Annotated in this window: 15 protein-coding genes; 13 read left to right on the top strand and 2 right to left on the bottom strand. The window is 62.5% G+C overall.

Going from position 1 to position 15,887, the window contains the following annotated elements; translation table 11 throughout:
- From J1M86_RS25920 to J1M86_RS25875, 10 genes are all read left to right on the top strand, one after another.
- Window positions 1-407: GDP-mannose 4,6-dehydratase (locus J1M86_RS25920; RefSeq protein WP_206511927.1), on the top strand; the 407-nt coding region annotated here is incomplete at its 5' end.
- On the top strand, window positions 404-1,384 hold the full coding sequence (locus tag J1M86_RS25915; protein ID WP_206511926.1) for a GDP-mannose 4,6-dehydratase: 981 nt from the start codon (window positions 404-406) through the stop codon (window positions 1,382-1,384). The genes J1M86_RS25920 and J1M86_RS25915, both read left to right, overlap by 4 nt.
- The gene (locus J1M86_RS25910) at window positions 1,381-1,926 is read left to right on the top strand and encodes a DapH/DapD/GlmU-related protein (protein ID WP_206511925.1); all 546 of its coding nucleotides are present in this window, start codon (window positions 1,381-1,383) and stop codon (window positions 1,924-1,926) included. Before J1M86_RS25915 ends, J1M86_RS25910 begins: the two co-directional genes overlap by 4 nt.
- Before the next feature lie 15 nt (window positions 1,927-1,941).
- Window positions 1,942-3,021, top strand: coding sequence for a glycosyltransferase family 1 protein (locus J1M86_RS25905; protein ID WP_206511924.1), 1,080 nt, complete (start codon window positions 1,942-1,944; stop codon window positions 3,019-3,021).
- Between the two features lie 4 nt (window positions 3,022-3,025).
- On the top strand, window positions 3,026-4,204 hold the full coding sequence (locus J1M86_RS25900) for a lipopolysaccharide biosynthesis protein (protein WP_206511923.1): 1,179 nt from the start codon (window positions 3,026-3,028) through the stop codon (window positions 4,202-4,204).
- Complete coding sequence (locus J1M86_RS25895; protein WP_206511922.1) at window positions 4,201-5,307, top strand: glycosyltransferase; 1,107 nt, start codon at window positions 4,201-4,203, stop codon at window positions 5,305-5,307. The genes J1M86_RS25900 and J1M86_RS25895 overlap by 4 nt, the downstream gene beginning before the upstream one ends.
- Complete coding sequence (locus J1M86_RS25890; RefSeq protein ID WP_206511921.1) at window positions 5,304-6,686, top strand: O-antigen ligase domain-containing protein; 1,383 nt, start codon at window positions 5,304-5,306, stop codon at window positions 6,684-6,686. The genes J1M86_RS25895 and J1M86_RS25890 overlap by 4 nt, the downstream gene beginning before the upstream one ends.
- The gene (locus tag J1M86_RS25885) at window positions 6,679-7,947 is read left to right on the top strand and encodes an acyltransferase (RefSeq protein WP_206511920.1); all 1,269 of its coding nucleotides are present in this window, start codon (window positions 6,679-6,681) and stop codon (window positions 7,945-7,947) included. Before J1M86_RS25890 ends, J1M86_RS25885 begins: the two co-directional genes overlap by 8 nt.
- 133 nt (window positions 7,948-8,080) lie before the next feature.
- A complete protein-coding gene (locus tag J1M86_RS25880; RefSeq protein WP_206511919.1) occupies window positions 8,081-9,490 on the top strand; it encodes a cellulase family glycosylhydrolase in 1,410 nt (469 codons plus the stop codon).
- A 242-nt stretch (window positions 9,491-9,732) separates the two neighbouring features.
- The gene (locus J1M86_RS25875) at window positions 9,733-11,256 is read left to right on the top strand and encodes a cellulase family glycosylhydrolase (RefSeq protein ID WP_206511918.1); all 1,524 of its coding nucleotides are present in this window, start codon (window positions 9,733-9,735) and stop codon (window positions 11,254-11,256) included.
- Here the strand turns inward: J1M86_RS25875 and J1M86_RS25870 are convergent.
- Complete coding sequence (locus J1M86_RS25870) at window positions 11,253-12,311, bottom strand: beta-galactosidase (protein ID WP_206511917.1); 1,059 nt, start codon at window positions 12,309-12,311, stop codon at window positions 11,253-11,255. The two genes, J1M86_RS25875 and J1M86_RS25870, sit on opposite strands and share 4 nt — an antisense overlap.
- 114 nt (window positions 12,312-12,425) lie before the next feature.
- The gene (locus J1M86_RS25865; protein ID WP_206511916.1) at window positions 12,426-12,758 is read right to left on the bottom strand and encodes a hypothetical protein; all 333 of its coding nucleotides are present in this window, start codon (window positions 12,756-12,758) and stop codon (window positions 12,426-12,428) included.
- 137 nt (window positions 12,759-12,895) lie between these two features.
- Between J1M86_RS25865 and J1M86_RS25860 the strand changes: the two genes are divergently transcribed.
- The 3 genes from J1M86_RS25860 (at window position 12,896) to J1M86_RS25850 (ending at window position 15,777) form a co-directional block, all read left to right on the top strand.
- Window positions 12,896-14,287: an SMI1/KNR4 family protein gene (locus J1M86_RS25860; RefSeq protein ID WP_206511915.1), complete on the top strand. Its 1,392-nt coding sequence runs from the start codon at window positions 12,896-12,898 to the stop codon at window positions 14,285-14,287.
- Between the two features lie 16 nt (window positions 14,288-14,303).
- Entirely contained in the window at window positions 14,304-15,518 is a 1,215-nt protein-coding gene (locus tag J1M86_RS25855; protein ID WP_206511914.1) for a hypothetical protein, read from the top strand.
- Between the two features lie 64 nt (window positions 15,519-15,582).
- The gene (locus J1M86_RS25850; RefSeq protein ID WP_206511913.1) at window positions 15,583-15,777 is read left to right on the top strand and encodes a hypothetical protein; all 195 of its coding nucleotides are present in this window, start codon (window positions 15,583-15,585) and stop codon (window positions 15,775-15,777) included.
- Window positions 15,778-15,887: the final 110 nt, after the last annotated feature.

Genomic DNA, 15,887 nt, shown 5'->3' with positions numbered 1-15,887 from the left:
TGCAGGACAAGATCGCTTTGGGCAACCTCGACGCCAAACGCGACTGGGGATTCGCCGGCGACTACGTCGAAGCGATGTGGCTGATGATGCAGCAGGAGGTCGCCGACGACTACGTGATTTCCACCGGCGAGACGCATTCGATCCGCGAACTTCTCGACATCGCGTTCGCCGAGGTAGGGATCGATGACTGGACCGACTACGTCTACATCGATCCTGCATTCATGCGGCCGGCCGAGGTAGATCTGCTGATCGGTGATGCCACCAAGGCCCGCGACGTACTCGGATGGAAGCCCAAGGTCGAATTCCCGGAGCTGGTACAGATGATGGTCCGCAACGACGTCGACGAACAATCCAAGCTAGCAGCGGGAAATGGAGCCGGTGACGTGGCCCATCGAGCCGGCGTATGACTGCGCGGGTGCTGATCACCGGCGTCGGCGGCCAAGACGGCACGTACCTCGCCCGTCGACTCGTCGACGATGGTTACCAGGTCACCGGAACAATACAACCGGGCTCACATCACAATGCGTCCATCGCGGCCATCGACGGGCTCGAGCTCCGCACCGTCGAATTGTCCGATGCATCTGCATGCAAAGACACCGTTTTTGCGCTCGAACCGGACTACGTGTACCACTTTGCGGGCATCTCCTCGGTGGGATACTCGTGGCAAGAGCCGCTCGAAACTGCTGCCGTCAACGGCATTTCCGTGGTGGCGATCTTGGGCGCTCTGCACGAGCTGCAAGAAAAGACAGGCACGAAGCGGGTGTTGGTGAACGCATCCAGCGCCGAGATCTTCGCCGGGTCCGGCATGTCACCGCAGAACGAGCAGACCCCGGTGAGCCCACTGTCTCCATACGGAGCCACAAAGGCATTCAGTCACCATATGGTGCAGGTCTACCGCTCACGCGGTATGCACGCGAGCAACGCCATCTTCTACAACCACGAGTCCCCGCTCCGCCCGGAGCGATTCGTCACCCGAAAGATCACCGCCGGTGTCGCCGCCATCGCCACCGGACGTCAGCGAAGTCTGGAGCTTGGCAATATGGATGCCCGCCGCGATTGGGGCTGGGCACCTGATTACGTCGACGCCGCATATCGCATGGCTGAGCACCCTGTCGCTGACGACTACGTTGTCGCCACCGGGGAGGCGCACTCGGTCCGCGACTTCGTCGATGCGGCGTTCCGCGCGGCGGGCATCGAAGACTGGGACGAGCTCGTCACCAGTGCCGAATCCTTGCACCGTCCTGCGGATTCCGCGGAAATGATCGGCGACGCGTCCAAGGCGAACCGCGAGCTCGGATGGTCACCGACCAAACGCTTCCATGACGTCGTGGCCGCCATGGTCGAGCACGACGTCAAGCTGATGGAGAGGAAGATTCTTCGATGATCGACGGGTACACCACCAACCGCCGACTGCAGTTCGGCGAGCGACTGTTCAACTGGGCCATCACCCACGTTCCGTCACACTGGGTCCGCCAGCGATTCCTGCGCGCCTTCGGGGCTACCATCGGAACCGACAGCTCGATCATGATGGGCACCACGGTGCTGGGTCTGAATAGACTGGTCATCGGCAACAACTGTTCCATCGGCTTCGATTGTGTACTCGACAGCCGCGGCGGCCTGACCATCGACGACGACGTCGTACTCGCCAGCGATGTACAGATCATCTCCGGCCACCACCTTGTACACAGCGATGATTTCGCCATCAAGCTCGCCCCCATTCACATCGGTCACCATGCGTGGATCGCGAGTCGGTCGACAGTGTTGCAGGGGTTGACCATCGGTGCCGGAGCCGTCGTCGGGGCGTGCTCCTTGGTGAGGGATTCAGTGGACGACATGGGCATCGTCGCCGGCATTCCTGCGAAAGTTGTGGGACAACGAGTTTCGACGCTCGACTATCACCCCATCTTCCGGCCGATGCTGTACTGAACGGTAGAAACCACCATGGATCTTTCCGGAACACATCTCATCTACATTGCGCCTGCAGCGGGCAGGAGCGGCGTGGGCGACTACGCCGACGACTTCGTGGCAGCAGTGTCGCCTCAGTTCGAATCAGTGACCGACTACCGCATTACCGCCGACGGGAACGAATCGGTGGCGGAGGTAGTCGCAGCCGTCCGTGAGATCCGCCGCGTCGTTCTCGAACTCGAAAAGAAGGGGCCGATTCTCGTCCACTTCGAGCAGAGCGCCGGCTCGCAAGCGACGTTCTGGGGATCATGGCTGCCCGCCCGAATCCCCGTGACCTCCACTATCCACGACGCTCCGTACCCGGTGTGGTGGCCGTTCAAGACCAAGCTTCTCTACCGGTACCGACTCCTGCACCACGCTGTGCACTATCCCACCCGGCCGTTGACGACGTGGTTGCAGCGCCGAGTCACCAAGGGTCGCACCCTCTTTGCCCTCACCACCGTCGGCGCCGACAACGTGCAGATCAAGATGAAAGACTCCACGGCCATCGCCTCGCGCATCTTCGTGCCGCCGAGGGACGAGTTGCCCGCGCTGATCGATCGTCCACGTGCGGTCGGCATGTTCGGTCACGTCTACAAGGGCAAGGGCTTCGACCTGATCGGTCGGCTGCGCGAGCAACTCGACGACGATATCGGCATCGTCGTCGCTGGGCGAGGCACCGAGTCACTCGACCCAATCGACGGCGTGACAGTTCTCGGCGAGGTCAACGACGAGGAGGAGGACGCCTTCTTCGGCTCCATTCGGTTCCTCGTAGTCCCTTACTCGAAAGACAACCCGTACGGCAAGGCGTTCGCGGCATCGAGTGCGGTCAGCCGATCCTTCGCCTACAACACACCGATCATCTGCATTCTCGACGGCTCGCTCGCGGAGATGGCGACCGAGGGCGGCGCCATCGGCGTCGACGGAGGTATCGACGCCATCGCCACCGAGGCCAACACCGTGCTACGAGACGAGTTCGCCCAGAACAAGATCGAGGACGAGGTCCGCGAGTTGCGCAGCGCACGGACCATCGACAAGTGTGTGCTGCCGTTCGTATCGGCATGGGCGAAGCTGTAGAGCCATGAAGTATCTGCCCGAGAACAACTTCGTGCGAGCCGGACTGGCATCCTTCTGGAGCTACGGCGGCCGCGTGTTCGGGCTCGTGTGGACCGCCGCGATGATTCACTCCCTCGGCATCGATCAGTACGGCATCTACGCAATGGGATTCGCCGGTGCTGCACTGCTCAACGCTCCGCTGGACAATGCGTTCTACATCCGGTCGATGCGCATTTCCGAGGAGGACTACCAGCGCGAGCGTTGCGCCCGAGTGCTGTTCGGGACACTCGTCGGCGCCGTCGGTGTAGTCGTCTACCTACACTGGTACATAGCCGGTTTCGCCCTGATCGTCGCGGCGGGCGAACTGCTGTTCAACACCTTCAAATCTCAGTACCTGCGTGCGAGCCGACCGGACATCACCATGCGTTTCGACGCCATCCGCCAGCTCGTCGCGATCGGGCTGGGCGGCTCCTACCTGTACATCGCCGAGTCTCCCAGCCTGTTCGTCTCGAGCAGCCTGTATCTGCTCCCGTACCTCGCCATCTGGGCTAGCACCCTGCGGTACGTTCCCGGACGCACTCCCCAGTTCCCCGGTCCGCGACGCGAATTCCTGCTGCTGTCCGCCGAGGCCTTCGCCGCAGCGGCCTATGCGTCGGGTGACGTCTTGATCATCGGCGCTGTCGCCGGAAACGATGTGGCCGGGTACTATTCGGTCGCCAGCGTCACCGCGCTCGCCATCGCCTCGATCGGCCAGAACTACGCCAATACCTTCGTCAACACGCTGCGCGTCGCGGACGGGCACCTCGATTCCGCACCTCCCGCCAAGCACATACTTCGGGTGGCATCGACGACGGCGGCGGTGATGGCACTGGTCGGCGTCGGCATCCTCGTGTGGGGCGGCGCCGACGACGTCGGCTACGTTGCTCTGATTCTCGCGTTGTTCGTCTTTGCCCGCTCGATCACGTACGTCTACACCGTCATTCTTTCGCTTCAACACCGCGACGCTCTGCGGGTAAAGGCCACCGCGGCAATCGCAGTGGTCAAAGTGATCTCGGTGATTCTACTGGCATACAAGTTCGGTGGGTACGGAGCCGCCATTGCCTGTGTCTATTGCGAATTCGCAATGGTTCTCTTCTACCGACACGCGATCTACGGCCCGGTCCGTCGCCCTCGCAAGTCCGCTCGAAAGGAGGCACTACAGTGAAGAAAGCAACGTTTCTCCTGGCGAAGGACCCAAGCCACGAATCTACCGGTGACCTGACCATGGCAAAGCTTGTGATGGACATGGCCCGCTCGTCGTTCGATGTTCGTGTCATCTGCCTGTCCGCCACACCGGAATCGACCAAGGACGGTCACCGACGCGTAGCCAAGCGCGAGGTCGACCTCGCCGGACTCGCACTCCGTAGTGTCAAGGCTCGCCGGTCCCTGGTGCACACCCGATTCGATCTCGACGGACTCGTCGACGCGATCAACGAATCCGAGTCCGATGTCTTCGTCGCAGATCACACGTACCTCGGCGAACCGTTCCTGCGCTCCGACAAGGCCGGTACGGTTCCACTCGCCGTCAACACCGTCGTGTCCGAGACACTGGTGTGGGGAGCCACCCGCGGAATCGTCGGCAAGCTCGATTCGAGGCGGATCCTGCGGGACGAACTGCGGGTGGCGCGTGGCGCATACACCGTCGGGACCTACGACGAGGAGGAGGCCGAGTTCTACCGCAACGCAGGAATTTCCCGCGCACACTGGCTCGACCTCACGCTCCCGCCGAAGAAGCAGGTGGACGTAGCTGGATCCTCGCGCCGACTGGTCTTCCTCGGAGATCGCCAATGGCCGCCCAATCAGGAGGCTTTCGAGATACTGCTCCAGTGGTGGCCCGATATCGCGCGCGGGATCGACGGTGCAGAGCTGTGCATAGTCGGGAGCCCGGATACATCCGCGAAACAACGCGACCTACCCGACGGCGTGCGCGATCTCGGGTTCGTCGACGACCTCGACGCCTTCCTCGACAGTTGCCGAGCCCTGGTGGCACCCATCATGACCGGCGGGGGCGTACGCGTGAAGATCCTCGACGCTGCCAGTCGCGGCCTGCCCGTCGTCGGTACACCTGCTGCGGTGGGTTCGCTCGAAGCAGTGCTGGGGGTATCCGGACTGCCCGAAAGGGCCGAAATCGTCTCGGCGTGCCGCGAACTACTGCTCGATCGAGACAAAGCCACGGCAATCGGAGACGCGCTGTTCCAAACGAATTCCTCGAGGTGGTTCGACCGCAAACCCCACACCTCGGTAGCCGAGTGGCTGGCTGCCTCATGACACGGATTCTGACGCCGGCGCTATTGGTGCTCGTACTGCCATTGATCATCGGCATTGCTCTCGGCAGCGGGAAGCCGCCGCTGATGTTCTTGGGTGTCCTGGTGATCGGTGGCCTGGGTGCGTTGGCAGTCGCCATCTGTTCGCCGCAATGGCCTTTTCTCGCGCTTGCTTTCGTGCTCGGCGCCGCCCCGTTCGCGGTGGTTCCGGGTCTACCTCTGCCGATCGTGCTGATCCTCGTTCTGATGATCTGGGTATCGACCCTGCTCCATCCCGTCGAGTTGGGTAGAACGGACCCCATCGAACTCGCCCTGTACGCACTCATAGGCACCTCGCTGCTGTCCGTAATCGCGACGGCCGTGGGGTTCTCGGACTACACAGAGTTCGTCAAGTGGCTGCTGGCAACCTCCGTGGTTTTCCCACTCATGCGACTTCCTCGCTCGGATCTACAGCGCTTCGGTCGGGTATTCGTCTACGGCGTCGGATTGGGCGCAGCATTCGCTCTCGCTATGTTCTTCCTCGACAAGTCCGGCGCATGGATGAACTACCTGTCTCCGATCGGGTACGGAACGGTGGGAACCATAGGGACTCATCTACGGTTCTACTCGGACGGTCTGACGCAGGTGGTTCGTTTGACCGGCACGTACGTCGACCCCAACGTCGCCGGCATCTTCACCTTCGTCGGCCTGGCGCTTGCCCTGGCGCTGCTGCGCGGCTGGCCGCGCCTGATGTTCTCCGCAGTACTCGGTGGCGCGCTCGTGGTGACCTTGAGCCGCAGTGCATTGTTCTCGGTCGTCGTCGCAGTTCTCGTGTACCTCGCGTTTCAGCGGCTTCGCACCGACGCCCGCTTCGGCATTCTCGCCGGTGGTATCGCGCTCGCCGCCGGCGCATTGACCGTCCCTGCCGTGGGAGATCGGATCTTGAACTCGTTCGGATCGGACGACAAGGGCACCACCGATCGCGCCGCCGCTCTCGCCGACTACCCAGCGGCAATGAGCGGACACTGGCTCTTCGGTAAAGGCTGGGGTATCGCGGAGTTCACCGACGAAGTGGCCGGGTACAACGCCAACTACGTCGCCAACTCGCCCCTCGTGTCGATCTACCGCGGCGGAATTCTGGTCGGCATCGCGTTCCTGCTCGTACTCGTCGCGGGTGCCGTTGTCGCACACCGCAATGCACGAAGGTCCCCGTGGGAATCGGGCGTCACGGGAGCGGCCTTTGTCGGATTCGCCATCGTCGCACTGCAGTTGGACTTCCCCGTCGTCACACATGCCCCGGTCACGATGGTATTCGTCGTGCTGTTGGTTTTCGTCGCAGCGGATCGAATAGTGCCCGAACGGGATGAAACGCTCGTGCGAACCGAACAGGTCGCTCATGGCTAGGCGCCGGCGTACCGAACCCACCGTTGCGGCGCCCCCTGCCAACGATGCGACACCACGGGACACGACACCGCCGGGCGCGAAACGTATGTGGCTGGCCGGACTCGAGGGACCACGCGGCCTCGCCTGCCTCTGCGTCATTCTCGTGCACGTGGCGGTGCACTACACACCGGGCATTCTCAACGCGACCCGCCTCGATTTTCTCGGACAAGCACTGACCTTCTTCTTCGTCTTGTCCGGATTCCTGCTGTACCTGCCGTTCATCAAGAGACTCGAATCCGGATCTTCGGCGCCCGACACGGCGAAATACTTCGTCAGCAGGGTGAGGCGAGTCTTCCCTGGCTACCTGTTCATCTTCGTAATCAGCAACTTCGTTCTGCAGGCGTCGTATCTCGTCAGCCCTGTCACCGTCGGATGGGCCGATGGCGACGAAGGAACCGGCATGATCACCAACCCGCTCAACCTGCTGGCCCAGTTCACTCTGACGCAGTCACTCTTTCCCTCGACGCTGCAAACAGGTTTGAACCCGGCGTGGTCACTCACCACAGAATGGGGCTTCTACCTCGTGCTCCCGGTCATCGGGTTCGCAACGTTTGCCCTACGTGGACGTATACAGTTGTCGGCTTACCGTCTGGCGCTGATCGGGCCTGCTGTCCTGCTCGTGATCGGTGTTGTCACCAACTACATTGTGAGCCTGCTTCAAGCTGCACACCCCGAATACTCACCGCTCGAGGCGTATTGGGGGCCCAACTGGATAGCGGTGCTCTCACGTAGCTTCCTCGCTCTGGCCGACAACTTCGCCATCGGGATGGTCGCCGCGGTAGTCTTCGTCGCCCTCGGTCGCGGCGCGGCAGCGACCTGGTCCACTGCCCGCATACAGTGGTTGCTCGCCGCGTCGATGTTCGGGTTCACGTTCGCAAGCCTCGCGGCTTTCGTCCTCAACCCGCGGTTTCTACCGACGATCTTCTCGGTCGCCGCGGCATCACTCATCCTGTTGATCATCGCCCCGCTGGCCCGAGGTGAACGCTCCTGGATCGCGGTCGCCACCGACTGGCGTCCACTGCGATACGTCGGCACCATCTCGCTGTCGATGTACCTCTGGCACTACCCGGTCATGATCTTGGCCGAGCGGTTTCATCTACCTGTTCAGAATTCCCCCATCGGACTCGTATGGGGCCTTGTAGCCGTCTCGCTCATCACACTCGTACTCGCGAGCGCAACGTTCCACTTCGTCGAGAAGCCCGCCATGAATTGGCGCGCATGACCGTGCGTGACGGCATCGGTGGTGAACGGCACTGAGTTCGCTACACACACGGCTGTCCCGTCGGGCATTCATCGGCGCTGCGGCGACGGGTCTCGTCGTCACAGCTTGCGCCACCCGAACTGGTGAGACCGACATGGAAGAGCCGGACGGCTTCGCGACGCCAACTCTTGTGGTGGGATTCTCGCTCGGCTCTTCCATCCTGTGGGCCGAGGATGCCGACGTCACCCGCGTATTCGATATCGCGGCGTCCGCCGGTGTCGATTCGGTACGCGTCGATGTCTCCTGGACGTTCACCGAACCGTTCGATGGCGATTTCGACTGGCGCCCAATGGATCGGATCCTGGAGCACGCCGCCGCACGCGGTCTGAGGATTCTCGCAACCATCACCAATACACCCCAGTGGGCGGGGGCCGTCGACAAGCACACGGCACACCCTCGGTCCGCGCAGCGGTACGGGACCTTCGCCGGCGTGGTCGCCGACCGCTACCGCGGCACCATCACCCAGTACGAGATCTGGAATGAACCCAACGGCAAACTTTTCTTCGAGCCGCTACCGGACCCGGCTCTGTACACGGCAATGCTGATTGCTGCGTACCGGGCGATCAAGGCGGCAGACCCAGAGGCCTTCGTCGTCGCCGGCGCTTTGGGCGCCACCGATACATCCGACATCAACATCGCACCGGTCGAGTTCCTCGAAGCGATGTACGACGCCGGTGCGCAGGGGCACTTCGATGCGCTCTCGTATCATCCGTACGACTACATCTCTCCGCTCGCGAATGGAACTCTGTTCGAGAATTCGCCCATGCGTCAGATGATCACGATGCACGCGTTGATGACGAGCAGGGGCGACGGCGCCGTGCCGATCTGGATCACCGAATACGGCTCCCCGACAAGTGCTGTCGATGAGCAGCGGGCCGCTGAACTCATCACCGAGTCGGTCCAACAGTGGCAGGAAGTCGCCTTTCACGGCCCCTTCTTCGTCTATACCGTTCGCGACGGCGATACCGGGTCGAGCGACCCGGAAGACAATTTCGGAGTAGTGCACAGCGATTTCAGCCCCAAACCGGCACTGCCTGCATTGACGGCGCTGATGTCCGCGAGGATTCCCTTGAGACCGGAAGCAGAGTACTTCCAGTTGAATGCCGATCCGAATCTGGGTTCCGCGGTAAGTCCGGTGTACCGGATAGGCGACGGTTTGGGGCAGGAATTCGAGCACGGCTCGCGATTCGTCAGCCAAAGCGAGTTCACGACCTCCCCGCCTGCGGTTGCGGCGGCAGCACGAGCTGTTCAACGCGTACCGTATGGATTGTTCGCAAACGGTATGCAAGAGCTGCGATCCGAAGGTGGCCTCCGCGTCTTCAGCCGACCCGACGTCGGAACGCACGTTGTCGCTGGGGCGATCCTCGAGGCATGGGATTCGACCGTCGGTTTCCCCGTTACAGGCGAGCACACGGACCCCGTGACCGGTCGGACGGTTGTCGACTTCGAATACGGTCGAATCGCGTGGTCCCCGGGCTTTCCGGCTGAAATTGTCCGCAGATAAAACCGACCACTGAGTGCATCGATGCACTCAGCTGATCGGCGTAGCTTTCCGTAGTAAACAACCGGCTCGCAGGTATCCATTGGCCATTCAATCAGCCAAGAATGCAAAGCAATCAACTGGAAACGCGCGCCAAGAATTCTACGAATCTCTCCGCTTATCTTTCGATTTTGCAAAAGGTCGAATTGGTAGTTTGATAGCTTTTCTAGGGCTTTCACTGATCTAGAGAACAAGAGGAATTACCAATGCACGTTTCCTCCCGTCGCCAATTCATCGGAGCTGCCGCTGCCGTAGCCGGACTCGGCGCGCTCGCGGTCGCTGGTGCCAGCTTCGATCAGCGTGAGCGCCTCGCCGAGACCGAGGTCGAACTCGCTGCTGGATACACCTTCCCTGTGGGCTTCTCACTCGGATCGAACGTGCTCTTCGGCACTCAGGCCGACATCGATGCGACCCTCGACGCCATTCTCGCCTCCGGAGGGACTGTCGTTCGCATCGACATCATGTGGTATTTCGTGCAACCCACCCAATCGACCTACGACTGGGCGATGACGGACTATATCGTCGACGCGGCTCGAGCCCGAAACCTACAGATTCTCGCAATCCTTCTGTCATGCCCCCCGTGGGCCGCCTACGGGTCCAACCCACTGCCTACTGCTCGGCCAAGAACTGCCGACTTGTACGCAACGTTCGCGGCCAGCGCCGCGGCTCGCTACAGCGGTCGAATCTCGTCGTTCGAGATCTGGAACGAGCCGAACGGTCGTATGTTCTTCTCGCCCGATCCGGACGCTGCCTTCTATACCCAGATGGTGCGCGCAGCCTACATAGCGATCAAGGGAGCGAATCCCAACGCGACAGTCGTCGCCGGTGCGCTCGGGCCCACGTTCGATGGAGACGGAACAGTACATGCCATCAACTTTCTCGGCCAAATGTACGCCGCCGGACTGAAAGGGCATTTCGACGCTTTGTCCTTCCATCCGTACGAGTTCGAGCACCCGTTCTCTTTTGGGGCGCTGTACGACAACTCACCAATGCGCCAAATGCTGCAGATGCACGAAATGATGAAAGCAAATAACGAGGGCGACAAGAAGATCTGGATCACCGAATACGGAGCACCAACGTCGGTGTTGTCGGAACAAGCCCAGTCGGACCTGCTGATGGCCTCACTGAGGGAGTGGACGGAAGTCTCTTACGCTGGGCCGTTCTACATCTATACCGTGCGCGATGCGAACTCCGATAGCAACCACACCGAGGACACCTTCGGTGTTGTTCGCACCGACTACACTCCGAAAACAGCGATCTGGGGCGTCCAGGCACTGCAGAGCATGGGTATGCCTCAGCGGGAGGAGGGCTCGGTTTTCAGCGCCAACGCCGACCCTGCGCTCGGGCCTCCGGTACTGCCCGTGTACGCCCTCACCGCCGGCTTCGGCCAGGAACATGAGAACGGCACGCGATTCTTGACCAACAACGGGTGGTTCAATTCGCCACCAGAAGTTGGCAGACTTGCACGCTACTGGCAGTACGTTCCGGTGGGGCCCTTCGTCAACGGGCGCCAGGACTTCGATATTCCTGGAGGTTTCCGCATTTTCAGTCAGTCGTCGACAGGAACTCACGCTGTCTACGGAGCAATCCTTGCCGCGCATACGGAAAACCTCGGTTTCCCGACGACCGACGAATACGCTTACAACGGAACCGCTAGTCGCGCAATCGACTTCGAAAACGGCCGGATCATCTGGTCACCCACCACCGGCACGGAGGTGGTCGCGTACTAGTTCGCGTTGCGCAGTGCGTCCGCGGCCGGCTTCTCGGAAAAGTCACCTCTCAACACACCGAAATTCTGCTCGCGATCACCGAGGTTGGGACCGTTGTCTCGGATCGAATAGAGGAAGACCGGGCCAGTGAAGTCGAGCCCCTCCGACGCCGAGATTCCGTCGGCGAGAATGCGGGCTTGATGAACGTCGCTCACCGCATCAGGTGCGACCCCTGTCGGCGCACCGAACTCGGTGATCCACATCTTCTTTCCAGCATCACCATTGCGCACCATGACATCTCGCACGGCCGCGACATCGTCCCAGTTTCCGAGCTGGTCATCGTACGGGGTGTACGGGAATGTGTAGGGGTGCACTGCGATTGCGTCGGTGTAGCCAGCCGCCCCACGCTTGTACAGTTCTTCGACGAATGTCTCCGGCGCTACCGTGACGCCGGTGTTGTTTCCGATTGCAACCCCGCCACTGATCACGGTCGCTCCGGGAACCGCCGCATGGATCGCGCCGTACGACGCCTGCAAGATTGCGGCGTAGGCGTCGACGTCAGGCAAGGGTGAGAAGAACAAGGGGAGATTCGGCTCGTTCCACACTTCCCAGTGGGTGACCGTCGACGCGTAGCGAGCAGCCGCTCGACCTGCGAAGTTGCCGAATGCCTGCGGGTCCGCCGGGCGACCACCCGGCGTCAACGTCCACGGTCCGGGTACTTGAGCCCACGAGGGTGCGTAACTGACGAGTCCGAGTACCTGCAAACCGTGGCGGTTCGCGGAGTCGATCACGCGGTCGACGTTGGACCAATCGAAGACACCGAGCTGCGGTTCTACGTTTCGCCAACTGACCTCGACGCGTAGCCACTGGGCGCCAAGGCCTGCGGCTGCTTCGAGCTCGCGGTCCAACTCACCCTGCGGCAACGTGAGCAGTGTCCCGCCCGCGGCGAAGCCGTATCCGGATCCGGGCGCCGCAACGGCCGATGGGCCGACGATGAGGCCGGAGCCTGCCGCAAGGCAAGCGGCCGCAGCAACAGCCAGCGCGCGGGTTTTCCACCGACGAAGCGTTCGTGACATGCCCAGGACTTTAGCGTGCGTAGTGAGTGGTCGCCTCTCGAGCGAACCGTGGTTGGTGCTCGTCATCTTCGTCTGGCCGCAGTGAGCCGAACCCCCGACCAACGCGTCGATCCCTCATACCTCCGGCGGTTCGTACTGCCCGTACAGCCCGCGGCGCTCGCCACGCAGGAAGGCCTGATGTTCGGCGTCGGCGCGTGATCGGAGATCGGCTCGCCGCTGCTCTTCCAGATCGCGGCGGACCTGCCGCTGCACCCTGCTGTCGTGAATCAGCCACACCGCGATAGCGATGATCACGACCGCGAGAATCAGCACCCAGAATCGCACCAGCAAGCCCACGAGCAGCAGAATTCCCAACACCACGCCGATGGCCGTCATGCCGTCGCCCGCACGCCAACGTCGGCGGCCGCCACCTTGGTGCGAGCCGTCGTCGATGGTGCTGCTGCCCATGAATCCACGATACCGACATAAATCGGACATGGGCATCAGAAGAGGTCAGGGTTGTAGTGCGCCGAGCCAACCTCCCAGTGGCGCGGACAGCCGCCCCCACCCGCGAGTCGGTCCGCTGGCAAGTAGGTTCGGACATCGTGAACACGGCGAACATCGCGGTCCCCGAAGGTTGGTACACGCTGGTGTCGACGGGCGAGAGGGTGCGCGCCGTTCCGAGCCCGGTGTCGGTGGTGTCGGCGTCGCCCAGAGGTGTGTCGGTGAGTGCGTCGAGCCCCGGACAGGTCGCCGTGACCATCGATATGGCCTACCGTCCGCCCACCGACCACGTGCCGAAGGGGTGGACCCTCGAAGCGTCGGGGACATTCGACGCGGTGGCACCGTTGCGGGTCGAGACACCCGACGGGGTGGTGCACGAGGAGTTCGTCGACCTCGCGCAGATCATCCTGCCCTCCAAGGTCACCTATCGAGTGTTTCGACGCTTCCGCGAAGACACCGGGTTGGAACAGCATCTCTTCGAGCTCACTCCTGCGATGATGCTGGACGAACAAGGGCGCCCCCGCCGCATAGTGGCACCGGAGGAAACGCCGACCGATTCCGACGATGCCGTGCGATGGGAAGTCGCGTGCCCCACCTCGACACCGGGTCGGTCCGTTGCAATTATTGGGCGCGAGGCGACGCGCGCCGATGCATTGCGCGTGATCATCGATACGGGCCTCGACCTTCTGCATCGGGAGACCGCCGAAGCCGGGCCGCTGTCACCCATCTTCGTGGCATTGGGGTCCGAGTTTGCCTGGGTCAGGGGTTTCGGAGACCCGGCGGCATCGAAGGCAGACCTGACGCAGTTCGTTCTCGACGCGATCGAAGGTGAACGGCACGCCGCAGTAGAGCGTGCAGCGGCTACTGCCACCCGCGCAGCGCGCCCGCCTGTGCGCTACTCGACGCCGTCGTCGGATGTGAGGCAGCAGTGGGATCGAATCGCCGCGTGGTTTCGCAGGACGATTCCGAACTTCATCATTACTGGCGCCGATGACGAACGCATTGCCGAGGTCGCGCAGCAGACCGGCGTCGAGTGGCCCAGCGAGCTCGTCGAATTGTTCCGATGCGTCGACGGGCTTCCTCGTGAGCCGTGGATGGCGCTGTTCCCCCAGCACGAGCTGTTCGGTCTCGACGCGATGCTCGACGAGCGGGCACTGATGACCGACATATGGCAGAGCGGCGACGCGCAGAACGATCCGACGCGGGTGATCGAAGGCACCGCAGGCAAAGCTGCGTGGACTTTCCTCGACGAGTTCATTCCGATCGCAGGACTGGACGGAAACTTCCTGTTCGTCGACACACGCCCGGGCGAGCTGTACGGCTGTGTGACCATTTTCGACAAAGTGGATTCCGATGACGAAGGGCCACAGTGGATCTCCATCAGCGCGTTGCTCGCGGACCTCGCCGAAAGCCTCGAGACGGGAGCGCCCTTCGCCGGCGGGTGGCGTCACGAGATCGTCGAGGGGCACTTGCAGTGGGAGTACCGCAGCTGACCGATAGGCTCCTCTGGTGCGAACCAAGATGCGACGCGGTGGGGTGTGGATCGACGTCGCGGTCGTGGCGGCGGTCGTGACCGTCGGAATGGTGGTTGCCGGTGTGACCAACCATCCGCAGCCCGACGTCGAGGCCATACCTGGCTGCGAGGTGGTCTTTCCCGCCGGGGAGGGGTTCTCCTTCACTATCGGCTCCTACAGGGGTACATACGACAACCCCGATTACCCCTGGCTGACGGCAGCGAAGGCGTCGGCGATGTCGGAAGCGTTGATCGAATCATTGCCCACCGATGTGGAATTGGAGTTCGCTGCCCCTTCGGAGTCCTTGGTGTTCCAGCCGATGGACATCTACCCGAAAGACGCCACGATCGGGAACGGAATCACGGTCGAGGACATCGGCGGCGACAGTACGGCCTCCGGCGTCGTCGGTCGCGGCGGTACCGATGCTTCGCCGAGGGTGTCGGCCGAGGCGTGGGACGGTGAGGTACCGCCGTGTACCGAAGGGCGGGTCGACGAACGAACGACGCTTCCCGACGGCACCGTCGTCGATACGCTGGATGCGGTCTCCGAATACGACGGGGTGTCGACACATCACCGGACAGCGATCGCGTACTTCGCGGACACTCTCGTCAGTGCGAGAACGACCAGCGAAGGACAAGATTCGGCGCTTCCGCTGGAGGTCGACGAACTCCGCGATATCGTCTCGAACCCCGAATTGCGTGTGAGTGCACAAGTCCCCGATGGAACGCCACCGCCGCGTCACGACTGCCGGTCGTCGCGGGAGAACCCAGTGCCTCCGCTTTCGAAGGATGTGGTCGAACGCCTCGGCGCAGCACTGGCGGACCAGTGGGCCATCTCCTTCCCTGATGCGCGCACCGACCGGCCCATAGGAGACCTGGTCCCAGGGTCGTACGGCAGTGGAAGTGCCTGCAACAGAGTGAACGTGGAAACACCCGCCGGTACAACCGAGTTGACCGTCGAAATCTCGGTCGAGGAGAACACCGAGTGGCGCGACGCCGAGGTGTCGGACAGTCCTGGCGTGAGCGGAACAACCCCGCCCGACGGCACCGTCGTCACCGGTTGGACCGACGAGTTCGCGAGTGGCGATCAACCATCCGAGCGGTTGAGGGTGCTCCGGCCGTCGAACACGTTCGTGCAGTTCGGCTTCGGTGGCGGAATCGACGTCGACTCACTCGTCGACCTCGCGTCGGCGCCAGGGTTGGATCTGTAGATCTGCGGCGTGAGTCGGCAAGTGAATGGCCGATGAAAGCCGAGGGAGGCATGTCGATCCGACTGTGGGTGCTTCCCGCATCGAGACCCGCCCGGCCACCGTCGCCAGGTTCGGGGAGCCACACGTGGTCACCGCCGCTGAACGCGCCGAGGCAGACAACGGGTTTCTTCCGGGCCCAACCGCGATCTGGGTAGGTGTCGGCGTCGCCGCTGTGGTGGCTGCCGGGGTTGCGGGGTGGGCCATCCGTCGGCGCGGATAGTCGCCCTCGCCCCCGGATTTAACCGCCTATTGTGCGTCCACGGACCGCTCAGGCGCACAATAGGAGGTTAAATCTGCACGCTCCAACCCGCTCAGCCGCAGATCCACCCA

Origin of the sequence: Rhodococcus sp. KRD197 (assembly GCF_017168235.1) — a bacterium.
Taxonomy (GTDB): domain Bacteria; phylum Actinomycetota; class Actinomycetes; order Mycobacteriales; family Mycobacteriaceae; genus Rhodococcoides.
This window is presented reverse-complemented; position numbering and strand designations above follow the sequence as displayed.

Excerpts from the sequence above, each read along its gene's own strand:
- J1M86_RS25885 (WP_206511920.1), top strand. The coding sequence starts at position 6,679 with ATGGCTAGGCGCCGGCGTACCGAACCCACCGTTGCGGCGCCCCCTGCC.
- J1M86_RS25875 (WP_206511918.1), top strand. The coding sequence starts at position 9,733 with ATGCACGTTTCCTCCCGTCGCCAATTCATCGGAGCTGCCGCTGCCGTA.
- J1M86_RS25890 (WP_206511921.1), top strand. The coding sequence starts at position 5,304 with ATGACACGGATTCTGACGCCGGCGCTATTGGTGCTCGTACTGCCATTG.
- J1M86_RS25905 (WP_206511924.1), top strand. The coding sequence starts at position 1,942 with ATGGATCTTTCCGGAACACATCTCATCTACATTGCGCCTGCAGCGGGC.
- J1M86_RS25870 (WP_206511917.1), bottom strand. The coding sequence starts at position 12,311 with ATGTCACGAACGCTTCGTCGGTGGAAAACCCGCGCGCTGGCTGTTGCT.
- J1M86_RS25915 (WP_206511926.1), top strand. The coding sequence starts at position 404 with ATGACTGCGCGGGTGCTGATCACCGGCGTCGGCGGCCAAGACGGCACG.
- J1M86_RS25910 (WP_206511925.1), top strand. The coding sequence starts at position 1,381 with ATGATCGACGGGTACACCACCAACCGCCGACTGCAGTTCGGCGAGCGA.
- J1M86_RS25900 (WP_206511923.1), top strand. The coding sequence starts at position 3,026 with ATGAAGTATCTGCCCGAGAACAACTTCGTGCGAGCCGGACTGGCATCC.
- J1M86_RS25865 (WP_206511916.1), bottom strand. The coding sequence starts at position 12,758 with ATGGGCAGCAGCACCATCGACGACGGCTCGCACCAAGGTGGCGGCCGC.
- J1M86_RS25880 (WP_206511919.1), top strand. The coding sequence starts at position 8,081 with ATGGAAGAGCCGGACGGCTTCGCGACGCCAACTCTTGTGGTGGGATTC.